This window comes from Pseudoalteromonas sp. A25, assembly GCF_009176705.1.
Lineage (GTDB): Bacteria > Pseudomonadota > Gammaproteobacteria > Enterobacterales > Alteromonadaceae > Pseudoalteromonas.
The window spans coordinates 1,445,161-1,465,734 of sequence record NZ_AP021846.1 but is presented as its reverse complement, the minus strand read 5'-3'; the positions used below and the strand labels follow the sequence as shown (position 1 = coordinate 1,465,734).

3 protein-coding genes (1 of these 3 only partly in view) are annotated in these 20,574 nt (G+C 42.8%); all 3 read right to left on the bottom strand.

Going from position 1 to position 20,574, the window contains the following annotated elements:
* Window positions 1–25 precede the first annotated feature (25 nt).
* Tightly spaced (each overlapping or abutting the next), the 3 genes in view from GDK41_RS06345 to GDK41_RS06335 form a layout consistent with a single transcriptional unit that may run on beyond the window.
* Window positions 26–10,072 carry a non-ribosomal peptide synthetase gene (locus tag GDK41_RS06345; RefSeq protein ID WP_152085616.1) on the bottom strand — a complete coding sequence of 3,349 codons (10,047 nt, stop codon included), beginning with the start codon at window positions 10,070–10,072 and terminating at the stop codon, window positions 26–28.
* Entirely contained in the window at window positions 10,072–16,800 is a 6,729-nt protein-coding gene (locus tag GDK41_RS06340) for a non-ribosomal peptide synthetase (RefSeq protein ID WP_152085615.1), read from the bottom strand. The genes GDK41_RS06345 and GDK41_RS06340 overlap by 1 nt, the downstream gene beginning before the upstream one ends.
* Window positions 16,797–20,574: the 3' end of a non-ribosomal peptide synthetase gene (locus GDK41_RS06335; RefSeq protein ID WP_152085614.1), read on the bottom strand. Its footprint extends 6,320 nt past the window's final position; only the last 3,778 of its 10,098 coding nucleotides appear in the window; its start codon lies off the right edge, out of view — the gene reads right to left on this strand; it ends in the stop codon at window positions 16,797–16,799. Before GDK41_RS06335 ends, GDK41_RS06340 begins: the two co-directional genes overlap by 4 nt.

Here is a 20,574-nt window from a genome sequence, read left to right as displayed (position 1 = left end):
TCTTCTATAGATTTAGAGCATCGTATTATATCTCCATCTCTTCAACATTCACCTGTCCTGCAATTCTCTCCTGAGCTTCTTGTTGAAGCTGAATCAGATCAAGCTCATCAGCGATATGTTCTATTGTTCCAACGCCATAAACTAAAGCAATAGGTAACGTACACCCTGTTCGTTTCTTAACTGTGATAATAAAATCCATCACAGTTAAAGAATGACCACCCAGTGCAAAAAAGTTATCGCTAATGCCAACCTGTTCAACACCCAACACCTCTTGCCATATCTGACATAGTAGTATCTCTGTGTCCGTGCGTGGCGCTATATATTCCTCTTGTTGGCTACTTCTATCTGGGGCTGGCAAAGCATGTCTATCTATTTTATCTGCTGCATTGAGTGGCATCTTATCTAACCAAGTCACACTCGTTGGGATCATATACTCCGGTAGCTTTGATAATAGCGCTTCTCGGATCTCCGAATTGCTTAGCCTTGGCTCAACTTGACTCACTAAATACGCCGCCAGCACATTCTCTCCTCGATTATCTTGGCGTACCAACACGGCTACATCTCCAATACCTGATACCGATGATAATGCTGCTTCTATCTCTCCCAGCTCAACCCTGAACCCTCGTACTTTTACTTGATTATCAATACGCCCCAAAAAGGCTAAGTTACCATCTGGTAGCCAGCGCCCTAAATCTCCTGTTCGGTATAAACGTGCACCATGCCCCTTTTCTTGCCCATATGGATTGGCTACAAAGCTCTCGGCTGTCTTCTCTTCATTTTTCCAATAACCTGGACCTACGCCCACACCTGCAACGCAAATCTCGCCAACTGCGCCCTCTGGCTGAAGCTGTAAATCAGAACCCAATACATACAAGCTCAAATTAGGTAGTGGCCGACCTATTGGCACACTCGGTGTATCCGGTGCTAATGGGGCGCTTATGATATATTCGCTGATGTCATCCGACGCTTCACTTGGCCCATACCCATTCATTATTGGAATGTCTGGATAGAGTTCCAACCACTCATTCACTAACTTAACAGGCACGGCTTCCGCTATGCTCATCACCCAACGTAGTGGTAATGCTTTTTGCTCCTCCGGCAAACCTTTGGCATAGTTGACCAGCAACTGCAACACCACTGGTGCTGTTTCTATTAAATGCACATCGTGCTGTTGCACTAAACTGACTAGGCTTTCCATGTCTGTCATGTCATCCAATATTACCGTTGTACCTCCTGACAACACCGGTGCCAAAAATTGCCATACCGATACATCTGACGACGATGCAGCACTTTGCAAAAAGTTTGATGGCTTTAAAGTCATATCTTCATTCATAAAACCAAGCACATCAAACTCTGCATCTATATGGTTCATAGCACCGCTGTGGTGTACCAAAGCGCCTTTTGGTTGCCCTGTCGACCCTGATGTGTAAATCATATACGCATAATCATCTCCACTGCTGTCGTGCACTGGATTATCTGTCTGCCATTTAGAAAACCCATCTGCTAAATCATCAAAGTACACGACATGTATATCTTCACTAATCTCTATCTCTTGGATTTGCTCTCTATCACTCAGCAAGACTCTCAGCTGTGCATTGGTTACCATGTTTTCAATGCGTTCTTTAGGGCTTACAGGGTCCAGTGGCACATATGCGCCGCCAGCCTTCATGACAGCCAACATTCCCACTAAAAATGCAGGGGAGCGCTCAGCATAAATCCCGACTAAATCATTTGCCCCCACCCCTTGTGCATTTAAGTAATGGGCCAGCTGGTTTGCCTGTTTATTTAATTGGGTATATGTCATGCTTTGCTCATGGTGTACAACCGCAACCGCTAAAGGTGTACTAGCCACCTGAGCTTCGAATCGCTCATGAATGCATACTGGTCCCGCATAGTCTCTGCATGGCCCTAAACTCTGTGCTAGTAATTTCTTACGCTCCGCCTCAGGTAAGATACTTAGCTGATTTACCGCTGTTTCAGGTGCGCTATCTAATGACACAACCAAGTTTTCAAGGGCTGTTTGCATGTAACCAATAATGCGCTCAACATTCACTGATGGATCAGCCTGCATTTCCAATTCAAATTCAACCCCTAAGTCATCAACTGACATATCAAAAGGGTAATTCGTCCGCTCTTGACCACCGATCAACTCAATGTAATCATCCGTATTATCACTATGTGAATCTGACTCTTCATATGTCGTATGGCGATAATTAAACAGTGCACTAAACAATGGGGTCCCGCTAGGTAAGTTACTACCTCTTTGTGCTTCTGCAAGTGAGGTTTGCTCATACGGTAACAACGATACTAAACGCTCTTGTACCTGTTTTGCTAGCTCTAGCGCCGTGACTCCCTGCAGTTTTACTCTAAAAGGCAATGTGTTGATAAACACACCCAGCATGCTCTCTGCACCCATCGTTCCCTGCAAGCGCCCTGACACAACGGTCCCAAAAACAACGTCATCTCGCCCACTACAACCGCTTATCAACAATGACCAAGCTGCATGAAATATCGCTGCTGGGCTCATTTCCAATTTCCTAGCTACCTCACGGAGCTTAACACTTATCGTTTTGGGAACTCTTTCTTTAGCTTCAAGTACCGCACTCCCGTCACCTTTTACATCGAGTAAATTAAATGGTGCAGTTGGTTCCTCAATGCCTTCTAGCAAAGATTTGAAATACACTTGAGAACAGTTTGTGTCAACATGATGCAATGTATGGGCAACAAACTCTCTGAACGGGCGAGCTGGAAGCAGCCTAGCAGTATCATCTTCCATAAAGGCGCGTACTTCATCTTGGATTATTTCAAGGCCTACATGGTCAGAAATGATATGGTGGTACTTCAACAAAACAGCAAATTCATCTTGTTCAGATTTAGCCACTTGCATCTGGATCAAAGGCCCGTCTGATAGATTAATAGACTGTGCGCCAGGCGCGCTAAGAGCTTCCATCTGAGCCATAAGATCTAGTGATGCATCAATTTCAATCCACTCTACTTTTAAGTTCGCCTCCCGATACACAACTTGCACAGGACGAGACAAGTTTTCCCAAAAGATTGCTGTACGCAATACGTCATGACGACCAATAACATACTGCAAAGCATCAATGAATAGGTCGAGCTTTTCCTTACTTCTAACTTTAAATAATGCTGGTAATACGTAAGGGTCTTTGCTGGCATCCACCATATGATGGAAGAGGATCCCCTCTTGTAGTGGCCCTAAGGGGTAAATATCTTGAATATTACCTGCACCACCAGGAACTTCATTTGCTATGTGATCAATCTCACTTTGCTCTAAATTCACCAATGGCAACATGTCAGGTGTAATCGTTTTACTGCCTACAGGGATCAAATTGGCCGGTACCACAAACTCTGTTGCTTCTGTCATTACTGATGAGTCAATCATAGTAGCAACGGCAGATAAATTCCTTGCAGCAAACAATTCTCTAGCTGAAAGATGCTTTCCAGCAACCTGTAGTTTTGAAATGACCTGAATTACTAGTAAAGAATGACCACCCAGTGCAAAAAAGTTATCGCTAATGCCAACCTGTTCAACACCCAACACCTCTTGCCATATCTGACATAGTAGTATCTCTGTGTCCGTGCGTGGCGCTATATATTCCTCTTGTTGGCTACTTCTATCTGGGGCTGGCAAAGCATGTCTATCTATTTTATCTGCTGCATTGAGTGGCATCTTATCTAACCAAGTCACACTCGTTGGGATCATATACTCCGGTAGCTTTGATAATAGCGCTTCTCGGATCTCCGAATTGCTTAGCCTTGGCTCAACTTGACTCACTAAATACGCCGCCAGCACATTCTCTCCTCGATTATCTTGGCGTACCAACACGGCTACATCTCCAATACCTGATACCGATGATAATGCTGCTTCTATCTCTCCCAGCTCAACCCTGAACCCTCGTACTTTTACTTGATTATCAATACGCCCCAAAAAGGCTAAGTTACCATCTGGTAGCCAGCGCCCTAAATCTCCTGTTCGGTATAAACGTGCACCATGCCCCTTTTCTTGCCCATATGGATTGGCTACAAAGCTCTCGGCTGTCTTCTCTTCATTTTTCCAATAACCTGGACCTACGCCCACACCTGCAACGCAAATCTCGCCAACTGCGCCCTCTGGCTGAAGCTGTAAATCAGAACCCAATACATACAAGCTCAAATTAGGTAGTGGCCGACCTATTGGCACACTCGGTGTATCCGGTGCTAATGGGGCGCTTATGATATATTCGCTGATGTCATCCGACGCTTCACTTGGCCCATACCCATTCATTATTGGAATGTCTGGATAGAGTTCCAACCACTCATTCACTAACTTAACAGGCACGGCTTCCGCTATGCTCATCACCCAACGTAGTGGTAATGCTTTTTGCTCCTCCGGCAAACCTTTGGCATAGTTGACCAGCAACTGCAACACCACTGGTGCTGTTTCTATTAAATGCACATCGTGCTGTTGCACTAAACTGACTAGGCTTTCCATGTCTGTCATGTCATCCAATATTACCGTTGTACCTCCTGACAACACCGGTGCCAAAAATTGCCATACCGATACATCTGACGACGATGCAGCACTTTGCAAAAAGTTTGATGGCTTTAAAGTCATATCTTCATTCATAAAACCAAGCACATCAAACTCTGCATCTATATGGTTCATAGCACCGCTGTGGTGTACCAAAGCGCCTTTTGGTTGCCCTGTCGACCCTGATGTGTAAATCATATACGCATAATCATCTCCACTGCTGTCGTGCACTGGATTATCTGTCTGCCATTTAGAAAACCCATCTGCTAAATCATCAAAGTACACGACATGTATATCTTCACTAATCTCTATCTCTTGGATTTGCTCTCTATCACTCAGCAAGACTCTCAGCTGTGCATTGGTTACCATGTTTTCAATGCGTTCTTTAGGGCTTACAGGGTCCAGTGGCACATATGCGCCGCCAGCCTTCATGACAGCCAACATTCCCACTAAAAATGCAGGGGAGCGCTCAGCATAAATCCCGACTAAATCATTTGCCCCCACCCCTTGTGCATTTAAGTAATGGGCCAGCTGGTTTGCCTGTTTATTTAATTGGGTATATGTCATGCTTTGCTCATGGTGTACAACCGCAACCGCTAAAGGTGTACTAGCCACCTGAGCTTCGAATCGCTCATGAATGCATACTGGTCCCGCATAGTCTCTGCATGGCCCTAAACTCTGTGCTAGTAATTTCTTACGCTCCGCCTCAGGTAAGATACTTAGCTGATTTACCGCTGTTTCAGGTGCGCTATCTAATGACACAACCAAGTTTTCAAGGGCTGTTTGCATGTAACCAATAATGCGCTCAACATTCACTGATGGATCAGCCTGCATTTCCAATTCAAATTCAACCCCTAAGTCATCAACTGACATATCAAAAGGGTAATTCGTCCGCTCTTGACCACCGATCAGCTCTATTTCTTCTGGCGCCAATGGCTCTGTATCATCAACTTCTTGTCCAGAATGGCGATAGTTCAGTAGTGCACTAAACAATGGGGTACCACCGGGTAAACCACTACACTTTTGCGCTTCTGCTAATGAGGTTTGCTCATACGGTAACAACGATACTAAACGCTCTTGTACCTGCTCAACTAGCTCTAGCGCCGTGACTCCCTGTAGTTTTACTCTAAAAGGCAATGTGTTGATAAACACACCCAGCATGCTCTCTGCACCCATCGTTCCTTGCAAGCGCCCTGACACAACGGTCCCAAAAACAACATCATCTCGTCCACTACAACCGCTTATCAACAATGACCACGCTGCATGAAATATCGCCGCGGGGCTCACGGCTAAACGCTTTGCCACCTCTCGTAGCTTGCTGCTCAATGCTGGGCGAACCTGAGCTCGTAATTCTACTATTTGGCTACCATCTCCTTGTACATCTAATAAATTAAATGGTGCCGTTGGTTCCTCAACATCCCCTAAAAGTGACTCAAAGTAAGCGTGTGCATCATTATTTTTTTCTTGATGTAATGCATGTGCAACAAACCCTCTAAACGCTTTGGAAGGCAACAGTGTATCTGCCTTCCCCTGCATGTAAGCCGCTATCTCGCTTTGAATTATTTCTAGACCTACGTGATCTGAAATAATGTGATGATATTGTAATAACACAATGAACGCGTCATCATCCATCGCAGCAACTTGCAACTGTATTAATGGACCTTGTGATAAGTCCATGCTTTGTGATTCTGGGGCACTTTTTGCTGACATGATATCCATCACATCCATGCCTGCCTCTACTGCCACCTCTTCAATACGTAGCACTGCTTCTTTGTAGACAACTTGCACTGGAGTGGGCAAGCCTTCCCACAATATCGCTGTACGTAGTACATCATGACGGCCTATCACAAACTCTAGTGCAGCCTTAAATGACGCTAAGTTCGTTTTTCCGTTTACTTTAAATAGCGCAGGCAAAACATAAGGGTCTCCTTGCTCACTCATCATATGATGAAAGAGGATTCCTTTTTGCAGTGGCCCCAGTGGATATATATCCTGGATATTTCCCGCACCACCTGGCACTTGATTGACAATATACTCTAGCGATTGCTCATCTAAGTCCACTAAAGGCAACATCTCTGGGGTGATATGCTCACAGTTCTCGGGGATTTCATTAGCTGGTACCTTAAACGTCTCTGCTACAACTGAAGCATCTATGGCTGCCGCAACATCCGACAATGTCTTTGCCGAAAACAGCACTTTGGCAGAAATGGACTTCCCTATCTCTTGTAACCGCGCAATCACTTGGATCACTAACAGTGAGTGGCCCCCTAAAGCAAAAAAGTTATCCTTTACACCAACTTGCTCTATGCCTAATACATCTTGCCAAATGGCACAAAGTAACCGCTCTGTCTCGGTACTCGGAGCTACATAACTTTCCTGTTGCTGGCTAAAATCAGGCGCAGGTAAAGCCTTTCTGTCCACCTTGCCATTGGGTGTCAACGGTAAGCTTTCCATTACAACAAATGCCGATGGCACCATATAGTCAGGCAAAACCGCCTCAACATGTTGCCTCAACTGTGTCACAACCTTGTCTTTATCGGATATCTCAGCCGCTGCTTCTTCAACGACATAAGCCACTAGTTGTTGCTCATGTTGCCCGTTATCCGAACGCGCTATGACCACTACATCGCGCACATTTTCTAGTCCCCCAATCGTATGCTCGATTTCTCCGAGCTCAATTCGAAAACCACGTAATTTGACTTGGTGATCTAAACGACCAAGAAAAACCAAGTTGCCATCAGGTAACCAACGGACTAAGTCACCCGTTTTGTATAAGCGTTGACTGCTGCCTGCTATATTTTCATCATAAAATGGATTTTCTATGAACCGCTCTGCGGTCAATTCATCTCGATTCAAATACCCACGGGCCAAGCCAACACCACCAATGTATAACTCGCCAGGCGCGCCGATAGGCACTGGTGATAATTGTGAGTTTAATACATATAACTGGGTGTTATGTATTGGCTTTCCTATTGGAATAGAAGTATGTGTCCCTGTTAACTCAGCACAATCCCAGTAACTAACGTCTATCGATGCCTCTGTTGGACCATACAAGTTATGTAATTCAGCATGTGGGCAGCTATTTGCAAATGAGACGGTATGGTGCAATGAAAGTGCTTCTCCACTACAAAATACTTGCTTCAATGAAGTACACGACGCCAACTCACCTAAACTTAACATGCTCTCCAACATTGAGGGGACAAAATGTAACTTACTAACTTGTGTATTTTGAATTAACTCAGTCAGATACTCAGGGTCTTTATGTCCTTCAGGCTTCGCCAAAATTAGCCCAGCACCTTTTGATAAAGGCCAAACAAATTCCCAAACTGAAACGTCAAAACTAAAAGGTGTTTTTTGCAATATATTATCTTCAGGAGTACACCCATATTGTTTATCCATCCAATCAACGCGATTAACTAAAGAATGATGCTCTATCATTACCCCTTTTGGGTTGCCTGTCGAACCTGACGTATAAATCACATATGCTAAATTAGAGGAGGTTAACCCCAATGACGATACGCACAAATTTTCGGTACTATATTCGTCTAATTTAGCGAGTAATATTTCATCATCTAAACAACACGCTTGCGCCTTTGCAATGGGCGTACTTGACAGTAAATATTGATGCGTCAGAATTGTACCTAGCTTTGCGTCATCAAGCATGTATCTCAATCTGGTTTCTGGATATTGTGGATCTAACGGCACATATGCACCCCCAGCTTTTATAATAGCAAGTATCGATACAACCATATCAATAGACCTTTCCAGACAAATGCCCACTAAGCTGTCAGGTCTTACTTGCGCTTTTTCCACTAAGAAGTGTGCTAGTTGATTCGCACGCCTATTTAACTGAGCATAACTTAACTGCTTATCACCAAATACTACCGCTACCGCCTCTCCATTTTGCTTTACTTGCGCTTCAATTAATTGATGTATGCACTGTGATTTTGGATAGTCAGAAAATGTGTTGTTCCAACCAATCAAATTTTGCATATGCTCTTTTTCGGTTAATATAGGTAGCCCTAAAGCTGGTGACTGTGGACTTTTAAGCACAGACTCTAGCAGTACATTAAAGTTTGAGGCCATTTGTACAATTGTGCTTTCATTAAACAACGCGGTGTTGTATTGCCAATCGAGTGATAGCCCTTGATCTGATTCAGCTGCACTTAACGTTAATTCGTACTTAGCCATTTGATTGTCAGATTCTAGTGAACTCAAAGTCAGCTCTGGTAGGTCCAACTCTCCTTCTTCATTGTTTTGCAATATCAACATAATCTGAAATAAAGGACTATGACGAAGGCTACGAGTGGGCTGTAGACGCTCCACTATCTGTTCAAAAGGGACTTGCTGATGAGCATAAGCCGATAGCAGCATAGTTTTGCTTTGAGCAATTAATTCTGAGAAGCTCGGGTTCAAAGACAAATCACTACGTAGCACAAGCGTATTAACAAAGAAACCTATAAGCCCTGCAACGTCTTTCTGTTCTCTGTTCGCGATTGGCGACCCCATGACAATATCTGTTTCATTACTGTAGCGAGACAAAAAGAGCGAAAATAAAGCATGTAACCCCATAAACAAAGTCGCGCCATGTTCTTGACATATTGCTTTGAGTCGACCGAACGTATCTTTATTAATAGACCAGGCAATACTGCCGCCATCAAAAACTTGCTCTGCGGGTCGAGGGTGATCTAAAGGCAAACCATGAACTTCTGGAATACTCGCCAATTGGCATGACCAATAATCTAACTGTTCTTTTAAAACATCACCTGTTAGCCAATTTCTTTGCCAATAAGCATAATCGGCATACTGGATAGGCAAAGGCTCAAGTGGGTTAGCACCACCATTAGTATACGCGCCATACAACTCACAAAATTCATTGATTAAAATCGCCATTGACCAGCCATCTGAGGCTATATGATGCATTGTAACTAACACCATATGCTCATCATCTGCTAGCTTCACAAGTTGCACACGCAACATCAAATCTTGTGTTAAATCAAATGCCAGCTCGGCTTCATCGTCAATTAGCTTACTTATTAAACTTTCTTTTTCGTCACACTGAGTATCGGATAAGTCCAGTATAGGCATCAGCAACTGTACATTTTCTTGTACAATCTGCAGAGGCTGTCCATGTTTGTTGGTAACGAAACATGTCCTAAGACTTTCATGCCGATCAATAATCGTTTTGAAAGCTTCTTTTAATGCCTCAACATCTAGTTTTCCTTTTAATTTTAGGGCACTGGCTATGTTATATTGAGTACCAATTTGCTCTATCTTATCTAACAACCAAAGACGCTGTTGAGCGTAAGATAACGGTAATTCACTAACGCCTCTCGAAACACTAGGTATGTTGTTAACAGCATTATGGCTAAAGCTCTGTTGTGTCAATAAGTACTCTATAATCGCTGGCTTATTTGCAATAATTTGCATTTTTAAATCTTCATCTAGTGCACCTGCTGGTGCTTTAAATGCCAGCTGACCATCATTTAAATACAGGTGTATCCCTTTTTCTGCGGCCGCCAATAGTATTTTACTACTCATTACAAAATACCTTCTTCAATGGTTTCTTTACTTTCTAATTTATGCAAGTTCGAGTTGTTTATTTTCAGTATCTCGATTTGAGCAGCAATTGCTTCTACGGTTGGTTCTAAAAATATCGAAGTGATTGAAAGAGTGACTTCACAGGTCGTGTTTATTTTCGTTATGGCCTGTGTTGCAAGCAAAGAATGGCCACCGATATCAAAAAAGTCATCTGTTATCCCGACCCGCTCAATACCCAGCACCTCTTGCCATATCTCACACAGCACCTTCTCCGTTGCTGTACTTGGAGCAACATATTTACCTTGCTGTTGACTGATATCTGGCTCTGGTAAAGCTTTACGGTCTACCTTGCCATTGCCCGTTAACGGCAATTCTTCTAAACAAACAAAAACTGCTGGTACCATATGGCTTGGCAATTGTTCACTTAAATATCCTTTCAAGGAGTTGAACATTGCACTCGTATCCTCTTGGGGTAACTTACCCAACGCTAAATACCCCACGAGTCGTTTATTCCCATCTGTCGACTCTTTAACCTGTACTACTGCATCGTTTACTAACCCACTTCTCGTTAACGCGCTCTCTATCTCTCCAAGCTCTATCCTAAAACCTCGCAGTTTGACTTGGTGATCTAATCGTCCTAAATATTCTAAATCGCCATTCTCTGTGTATCGCGCTAAGTCGCCCGTTTTATAAAAACGTTGCTCACCTAGCTCTGGAAGTTGAACAAAACGCGCTGCCGTCAATGCAGCTTGATTTAGGTAACCTCTTGTAACACCCGCTCCAGCAATATACATCTCACCTGCCACACCTGTTGGTACCAACATGTTGTGTTCATTCAACACCACCAGATTTAAGTCCTTCAATGCACGACCTATCGTACTCGCGCCTTGTGAACTCGCGATAACTTCTTGTGTGATACGCTGACGAGTGACATGAACTGTCGTTTCTGTTATTCCATACATGTTAATCAGTTGAGGGTGGTTATCGCCATATTTCTCTATCCAAGGTGTTAAACTCTCCAAGTTCAACGCTTCACCACCAAATATCACATAACGTAGTGCTAACTTTGTGTTCGTCGCCTTTTTATCCTCTTGAATAACCTGGCTAAATGCACTGGGCGTTTGATTTAGTACCGTAACTTGTTCATCTGCCAATAACTGATAAAAGTCACTCGAAGAGCGCGATACCCAATAAGGTACTATCACTAAACGCCCCCCATAACTTAACGCTCCCCATATTTCCCAAACTGAAAAATCAAAAGCATAAGAATGGAACATCGTCCATACATCTTGCGAATCAAACTGAAAGTCTGCTTCTGTCGACGCCATCAAGCGCGTTATATTCCTGTGTTCAACCATCACGCCTTTAGGGTTGCCCGTTGAACCCGATGTATAAATCACATACGCCAAGTGACTCGCTGTCAGCCCTATATTGCTTGGTTCTATATTCTCAACAGAGTATTTTCTCACTTGTAATTGGATATGCTCGGCATCAACACACACTGCTTGAATTGACGCTCCTTGCACACTTTCTTGTAAATCAGACTCTGTTAGCACCGTGTTTAAGGACGCATCTAACATCATGTAAGTAAGTCGAGATTGAGGGTAATTCGGATCCAGTGGTACATATGCACCACCCGCTTTGAGCACCGCAAGAATTGACACCAACATGTCTACTGAACGTTCAAAACACACCCCAATTAAGCTATCAGGTTTCACCTGATGCTCTTCAATGAGGTAATGGGCTAGCTGATTGGCGCGGCTATTTAACTCAGAATAACGAATGTGCTCTGACTCAAAAGTAACCGCTATTGCGTCTGGAGTAATCGCAGCTTGTTCTTCAAACAGCTGATGAATGCACTTATCACTAGGAAACTCTTCTTCTACCCCATTCCACTCGACGAGTAATTTCTGAGCTTCGTTATTAGATATAACTCGCACTGATTGCACTAACTTTTCTGGATAAATAGATAAATGCTCAACAAGCTGCTCTATCGCCCTTTGCATGTAATGCATCACTCGCTCAATACTAACATCTGTATCGATTTGAAAATCAAGCTCAAAATCCAACCCTAAATCGTCAACATTCAATGTAAATGGATAGTTGGTTCTTTCTTTTACTCTTAACTGGACAATCGCATCATCACTCTTTGCTTCTGAATGAGTATTACTTTGATCATCTTTAGAGTGGCGATAATTCAATATTGCACCGAATAATGGCGTGTTATTCGCTACATCACTGCAATTTTGAATGAAAGCTAAAGGGGTTTGCTCGAAAGGCAGTAATTCAACTAAATGCTGATGTGTATTTAGCACGTAATCACGTACGCTGACTTCGTTAAGATTCAACCTCAGTGGCAACGTATTAATACAAACCCCGAGAATACTTTCAGTACCTACAGCTCCTTGTAAGCGACCAGACATAACGCTGCCAAATACTATGTCATTTTTGCCACTACACGCGGCAATAACTAAGCCATATGCACTATGGAACAAACTTGATGGCGCAATTTTCAACGATTTAGATAACTCACGCAAACGAATAGACACGTTTCTAGGTACAAGCTTTCTTAACTCAGAAACATGTACTCCATCACGTTGATTATCAATCAAAGCAAATGGAGCCGTTGCCTCATCAACCCCCTCAAGCAAGTTGGTGAAGTAGTTTTTAGCATCAATCTTTTTTTCTTGTTGTATCGTGTGCGAGATGAAATTGCGATAAGGCTGACTCACAGGCAAACTAGCCGCTTGCCCAGAACGATATACATCTATTTCACGCTGAATAATTTCCAAACTCACATGGTCGATAACCATATGATGAACTTGTAAAAATAAGAAGTATTTTCCCTGTTTCCCCCGTGCTACTCTCAGCTTGATTAACGGTGCATGTGTTATATCCAGCCAATGTGATTCAGAAGATGCGAGTTCGATTACATGCGCCTCAGAATCGAGTTCTTCACTTAAAGTAAAGCTATCAATTGGGAGAGTAACTTCTTTAAAAACTACTTGAACAGGCTGAGAAATCCCCTCCCATACAATGGCTGTACGCAGTACATCATGGCGGTTGATTATAAAGTTTAAGCTATCAATAAATTCATCCAAAGCTTCTTTGTTATTTACTTTATAAAGTAGCTGCGTAACGTATGGATCGTTTTTTATGCTCATCATATGAGTGAACAGAATACTTTCTTGTAGCGCACCTAATGGGTAAATATCTTGAATATTAGAGATACTTCCTGAAACTTGTTCAGTAATACTCTTAATATCTTCCACTGTTAAAGTAACAAGAGGTAACATCTCAGGAGTAATATGATTACATTGTGCTGGAATTAAGTTTTCTGGCGCAGCACACATGGGCTGTATATGCCCTTTGTTACTATCAATTTTTTTGGCTAATGCCGCTAGTTGTAGCGCAGAGAAAAATTCTTGAGCTCTGAGGGAGTAACCTGCTTTTTGTACTGAAGCTATGACATTCATAACTAACAGAGAATGCCCACCTAATGCAAAGAAATTGTCGGTGACCCCCACTTGTTCAACACCGAGAATATCTTGCCATATTTCACACAACATCTTCTCTGTGTCCGTTGTCGGCGCGACATACACTTGTTGCTGCTGTGATATATCTGGTGCGGGTAATTCTTTACGATCAATTTTACCATTGGGTGTCAGCGGCATGTGTGTAAGCACCACAAATACTGACGGGATCATATAGTCAGGTAGTGTCTGTGCTAGCCGTGCTTTTAACGATTCGATTAAGTCGTTACGTTGTCTTTGCGCTGACTCATCATCCATCAACATCGCTTCGGCGTCATCATGTGTTACATATGCGACGAGGCGTTTATCCGCCTCTTTGCCGTCGGCAACCACGACCGCATCATTAACACGCCCGTCAGATAAGAGTTGTTGCTCAATTTCGCCTAACTCTATTCTGAATCCTCTGATTTTAACCTGATGATCAATACGCCCTAAGAACTCTAAATTACCATCAGGTAAATAACGCACTAAGTCGCCCGTTTTATATAACCGTTCGCTGCTGGCTGGGTTCGCCTCATCATAAAACGGATTGCTTACAAACTTCTCATCTGTCAGCTCTGGGCGATTTAAATAACCTCGCGCTAAGCCCACACCACCAATGTAAAGCTCGCCCACGCCCCCCGTTGGTAATAAACTGTTTTCATGCAAAATGTAGCATTGTAAGTTTGAAATCGGGCTACCAATACTCGCTGTTCCATTGACCTTTCGCTCTACACAAGTCGAGTATGTTGTACACTCCGAAGGACCATATAAGTCGTAAACCAGAGAAAACCCTTTCTTATATAATCGTTCAACAAGGGATTGCTTTAACGGTTCACCAGCTAAATTTAAAACCTTCCCATCCATCGAGAAATCTAACTCCAATAGCAATGATTCAATCACTGATGGAACCGTATTTATCAGTGTTAAATCTTCAACGTACGTTGCTGGTAAATCAAATGCATTCTTAACTAAGACAACTTTTCCCCCTGTTGACAAGGGCGCAAAAAACTCAAAAATAGACAAGTCAAAACACATTGATGTTGAGGCTAAAACCGCTTTTAACTGCGCTTCACCGTAATGCTTCTTGGCCCATGCGATAAGCCCATGCGCACTGCGGTGCTCTATCATCACCCCTTTAGGATTACCTGTTGAGCCTGATGTATAAATCACATACGCCAAATGACTTGAACGCACACTGTCAATGCCAACATTGTCACTTGAGTAATTCCCTAAATCATCACACAACGCACTACTATCCAAGTACACTGCTTGTGATGCTTTCACCGGCGTAACACCCCGTAATGACTCTTGTGTTAATACCGTCGTTAGATTTGCATCTTCCAGCATATATGCCAAACGAGCCGCTGGGTAATTCGGGTCCAGTGGCACATACGCCCCACCTGCTTTGAGTACACCGAGTATCCCTACCATCATCTCTAACGAGCGCTCTACACAAATACCCACTAACGTATCTGGTCTAACACCCTTTTCTTCTACAAGGTATTGAGCAAGCTGATTTGCCTTCGCATTCAACTCTCTATACGTCATCGTCTGCTCTGCAAACACCACTGCTACTGCATCTGGTGTCGCTTCTACTTGCGCCTCGAATAAGGCATGAATGCACTGCTCTTTCGGATACTCTACCGCTGTATCATTCCATGCCACTAACTGCTGATGTTTCTCTGCTTCTGAAAGCATCTCTATCGAAAATACTGACTTCTCTGGATTGTCTGTTAATCCCTCTAACAGTAACTCAAAGTGGCTGGCTAAACGCTTTATCGTCTCCTGTACAAATAAGTCTGTATCGTATTCCCATACTAAGTGTAAGCCTTCGTCACTTTCCGAAACTTCTAGAGTTAGATCGTATTTCGCTACTGATCCAGACTGTTTTATGGGACTTAAAGATAAACTCGGTAGTTCAAGATCGCTCTCTTCATTATTTTGTAGCACCAACATAACTTGGAATAACGGGCTATGACTTAAACTCCGCTCCGGTTGAAGTTCTTCAACCACCTTGTCAAAAGGTACTTGTTGGTGCTGATAAGCATCAAGAAGTGTACTTTTGTTTTGCTTAATTAGGCTAACAAGACTCTCATCGCCCGACAACTTGCAGCGCAGCACTAAAGTATTGGCAAAACATCCTATTAGTCCCTTAATTTCAGCCTGCTCACGGTTAGCGATAGGCGTTCCAACTACAATATCATTTTCACTACTATAACGCGCCAGTAAAACTGAAAATACAGTATGCAACCCCATAAATAACGTTGCCCCCTGAGATTGACAAATTTCCTGTAATTTCCCTGCTGTATTTTTATCTATCGTTGACATAATATTATCGCCTATATGCCTAGGCGTTGATGGACGAGCATAGTCCAGTGGCAAGCTATGAACGAGAGGAATACCAGCGAGCTGTTCACGCCAATATTTAAGCTGCTCTTTTAGCTTTTCATTTGAAAACCAATGTCTCTGCCAACTTGAATAATCAGCATATTGAATGGGAAGTTCCTGAAGAGCTTCTCTTTCCCCCCCACAAAACGCAACGTATAACTTCGAGAATTCTTCAATTAATATTGACATAGACCATCCATCTGAAGCGATATGGTGCATAGTAACCAACAAAATATGTTCATACTCGCTCAATTTAAGAAGTCTTGTTCTCATCATTAGATCGCTGCTTAAATCAAATAAAGATAACGCTTCTTTATCAGCTTCTTCCTCGATACATTTTTGGGTTAGGTCACAGTTGACTTTAGACAAGTCCACAGTCTCCACCTGAACTTCGCTTGGTTGCTGAATGACTTGTATCGGGTTGCCATCATCATCTTCACGGTAGCATGTACGTAAGATTTCATGGCGAGCGAGTAAAGATGAAAATGATTTATTTAACGCATCAATATCAATAACTCCACTTAATTTAACTGCACCACAAATATTGTAATGAGCACTTCCATCTGCGATTTTATCAAGCAGCCACAAACGCTGTTGAGCAAAAGATAAAGGTAGTGGCTCACCCCGTTGTGCAATTGAAATTGTATGATGTCTCTTTTCAGCACCTTGCAAAGAGGCGATTAATTCTGCCTTGTGCTCTTTTAATGCATTCAGAATAAGTGGAGTTACAGCCCCTTTTGGCCCACTAATTGAAAGCGCACCATCTTTCAATGATAACCTAATTTGCTGTTTTGCCAGTTCTTGAATTAACTTTGATAAAATCATAATTGGAATGTTTCCATTTCTACTTCTTGTTCTTCTTGATCATTACGTTGCATACCATCAGCCTCAAGCGGAGTGGCTATTTCAATATATGCAGCAAGGTTTTGTATGTTTGAAAATTGGAATATCGTCTTAACGGGAACAATGACACTGTGTTTATGCTCTAATTCAGTCAAAAACTTCATGACAAGCAAAGAATGGCCACCGATATCAAAAAAGTCATCTGTTATCCCGACCCGCTCAATACCCAGCACCTCTTGCCATATCTCACACAGCACCTTCTCCGTTGCTGTACTTGGAGCAACATATTTACCTTGCTGTTGACTGATATCTGGCTCTGGTAAAGCTTTACGGTCTACCTTGCCATTGCCCGTTAACGGCAATTCTTCTAAACAAACAAAAACTGCTGGTACCATATGGCTTGGCAATTGTTCACTTAAATATCCTTTCAAGGAGTTGAACATTGCACTCGTATCCTCTTGGGGTAACTTACCCAACGCTAAATACCCCACGAGTCGTTTATTCCCATCTGTCGACTCTTTAACCTGTACTACTGCATCGTTTACTAACCCACTTCTCGTTAACGCGCTCTCTATCTCTCCAAGCTCTATCCTAAAACCTCGCAGTTTGACTTGGTGATCTAATCGTCCTAAATATTCTAAATCGCCATTCTCTGTGTATCGCGCTAAGTCGCCCGTTTTATAAAAACGTTGCTCACCTAGCTCTGGAAGTTGAACAAAACGCGCTGCCGTCAATGCAGCTTGATTTAGGTAACCTCTTGTAACACCCGCTCCAGCAATATACATCTCACCTGCCACACCTGTTGGTACCAACATGTTGTGTTCATTCAACACCACCAGATTTAAGTCCTTCAATGCACGACCTATCGTACTCGCGCCTTGTGAACTCGCGATAACTTCTTGTGTGATACGCTGACGAGTGACATGAACTGTCGTTTCTGTTATTCCATACATGTTAATCAGTTGAGGGTGGTTATCGCCATATTTCTCTATCCAAGGTGTTAAACTCTCCAAGTTCAACGCTTCACCACCAAATATCACATAACGTAGTGCTAACTTTGTGTTCGTCGCCTTTTTATCCTCTTGAATAACCTGGCTAAATGCACTGGGCGTTTGATTTAGTACCGTAACTTGTTCATCTGCCAATAACTGATAAAAGTCACTCGAAGAGCGCGATACCCAATAAGGTACTATCACTAAACGCCCCCCATAACTTAACGCTCCCCATATTTCCCAAACTGAAAAATCAAAAGCATAAGAATGGAACATCGTCCATACATCTTGCGAATCAAACTGAAAGTCTGCTTCTGTCGACGCCATCAAGCGCGTTATATTCCTGTGTTCAACCATCACGCCTTTAGGGTTGCCCGTTGAACCCGATGTATAAATCACATACGCCAAGTGACTCGCTGTCAGCCCTATATTGCTTGGTTCTATATTCTCAACAGAGTATTTTCTCACTTGTAATTGGATATGCTCGGCATCAACACACACTGCTTGAATTGACGCTCCTTGCACACTTTCTTGTAAATCAGACTCTGTTAGCACCGTGTTTAAGGACGCATCTAACATCATGTAAGTAAGTCGAGATTGAGGGTAATTCGGATCCAGTGGTACATATGCACCACCCGCTTTGAGCACCGCAAGAATTGACACCAACATGTCTACTGAACGTTCAAAACACACCCCAATTAAGCTATCAGGTTTCACCTGATGCTCTTCAATGAGGTAATGGGCTAACTGATTGGCGCGGCTATTTAACTCAGAATAACGAATGTGCTCTGACTCAAAAGTAACCGCTATTGCGTCTGGAGTAATCGCAGCTTGTTCTTCAAACAGCTGATGAATGCACTTATCACTGGGAAACTCTTCTTCTACCCCATTCCACTCGACGAGTAAACGCTCACGTTCGCAAGGTGGCAAAAACTGTAATGACGATACATATTTTGATGAGCTTGTGACCGATAAGTCAATCAGCTTAGCCAACACTTCTTGCATATAGCTCGCTATTCGGCCCGCATCTACAGTGCTATCAACCTGAACATCAAACGCAAAGTCTGTTGAAAAATCGTCTACGGATAAGTTGAACGGGTAATTCGTTCTCTCTTGGTTGATAATCGTTTCAACATTGACATGGTTACTTAGATCCGTTAGTTCATCGCCCATTTGTTTTGCCATGCTTGAATGGCGATAGTTTAATAGGGCACTAAACAAAGGTGTTGAGCCTTGAATTGCGCTACATTTTTGCGCTAACGCTAATGAAGTTTGCTCATATGGAAGCAGTGCTAATAATGATTGGTGGACCTGCTCAATCAAAGCGGTTGCCGACACGTTGTTAAGGTCGACACGCATTGGCAGTGTGTTAATAAACACCCCCATCATGTTTTCAGCATCAGTTGTACCTTGTAACCTTCCTGATACAACGGTTCCAAAAACAACGTCAGACTTCGCGCTACACCCAGCAAGTAATACCGCCCATGCAGCATGAAATATCGCAGCAGGGCTTACTTGCAGATCTTTTGCAACGCCTCTGATTCTAGCGCTTAACTGAGCAGATACACTCTGCTTTACTTCATTGATCTGACTTCCGTTACCTTGTACATCGACTAACTCAAATGGTGCTGTTGGCGCTTCAACATCACCTAACATTTGAGAAAAAAATGACTCAGCATTATTATGTTTGGCTTGATACAGAGCGTGAGCAACAAACTCTCGGTAAGGGGTTGGCTCTTTTAAAAGATGGCTCTGCCCACCTTGATACAAAGATAACTCCCTCTCTATAATTTCCAATCCAACATGGTCAGAAATTATATGATGCTCTTGCAATAGCACAAAGTAGGTATCATCATTCGATTGCTGTACTATTTTTAAGTGAACTAAAGGGGCATCACTCAAATCCATTGATTGATTTTCAGGAGTGCACAGTGTGCTAATATACTCGTTTGCCTCTTGCTCTACCGGCAAGGTTAGCCATGTCACTGGTAGTTCAACTTGACGGCAAACAACCTGTACTGCTGTCGAAAGGTTATGCCATAATACTGCTGTTCTTAAGACATCATAACGCTCGATAACAAATCGCAAAGCCTTTAACAATTCATCAACAGCTTCTCTTCCTTCAATTTTGTAAATAGCCGGCAAAATATACGGGTCACCTTTTGTATTCATTCGATGATGAAACAGAATGCCTTCTTGCAAAGGACCAAGCGGGTAAATATCTTGTATATTTTCCATCCCTCCAGGTACTTTTGAAGCAATGAGGTTGATCTCGTCCTCTGTGAGGTTCACAAGAGGTAGCATTTCAGGCGTTACTCTGTTGCAAGGAGTTGGTATTTTATTCTTAGGCGCTTTAAATACTTTGCCCTGAACTGAAACAGCTTTATCAATTTCTGTCGCTAAACTTGCCAGTGTTGGCGCTGTAAATAACTGCCGTGCTGTAACTAAAATATCCTTTTCCTGCAGTTTTGCAATCACTTGCATTACTAGTAATGAGTGCCCTCCTAAAGCAAAAAAGTTATCCTTTGTACTAACCTTTTTACAACCCAACACGAGTTCCCATACTTTACAAAGCACTCTCTCTGTTTCTGTCTCAGGACCAACGTAGACATCTTGCATAGAAAGCATGCCAGGTTCGGGTAATGAATTTTTATCGACTTTTCCATTTGTGGTTAATGGTATTTGCTCAATCGCAATTATATGTTGAGGGATCATATAGTCAGGTAACATTAAAGCTAATTGCTGTCGAACTTTTTTGACCAGA

Coding starts and splice junctions, on each gene's coding strand:
- GDK41_RS06345 (WP_152085616.1), bottom strand. CDS start 10,072: ATGAGTAGTAAAATACTATTGGCGGCCGCAGAAAAAGGGATACACCTG.
- GDK41_RS06340 (WP_152085615.1), bottom strand. CDS start 16,800: ATGATTTTATCAAAGTTAATTCAAGAACTGGCAAAACAGCAAATTAGG.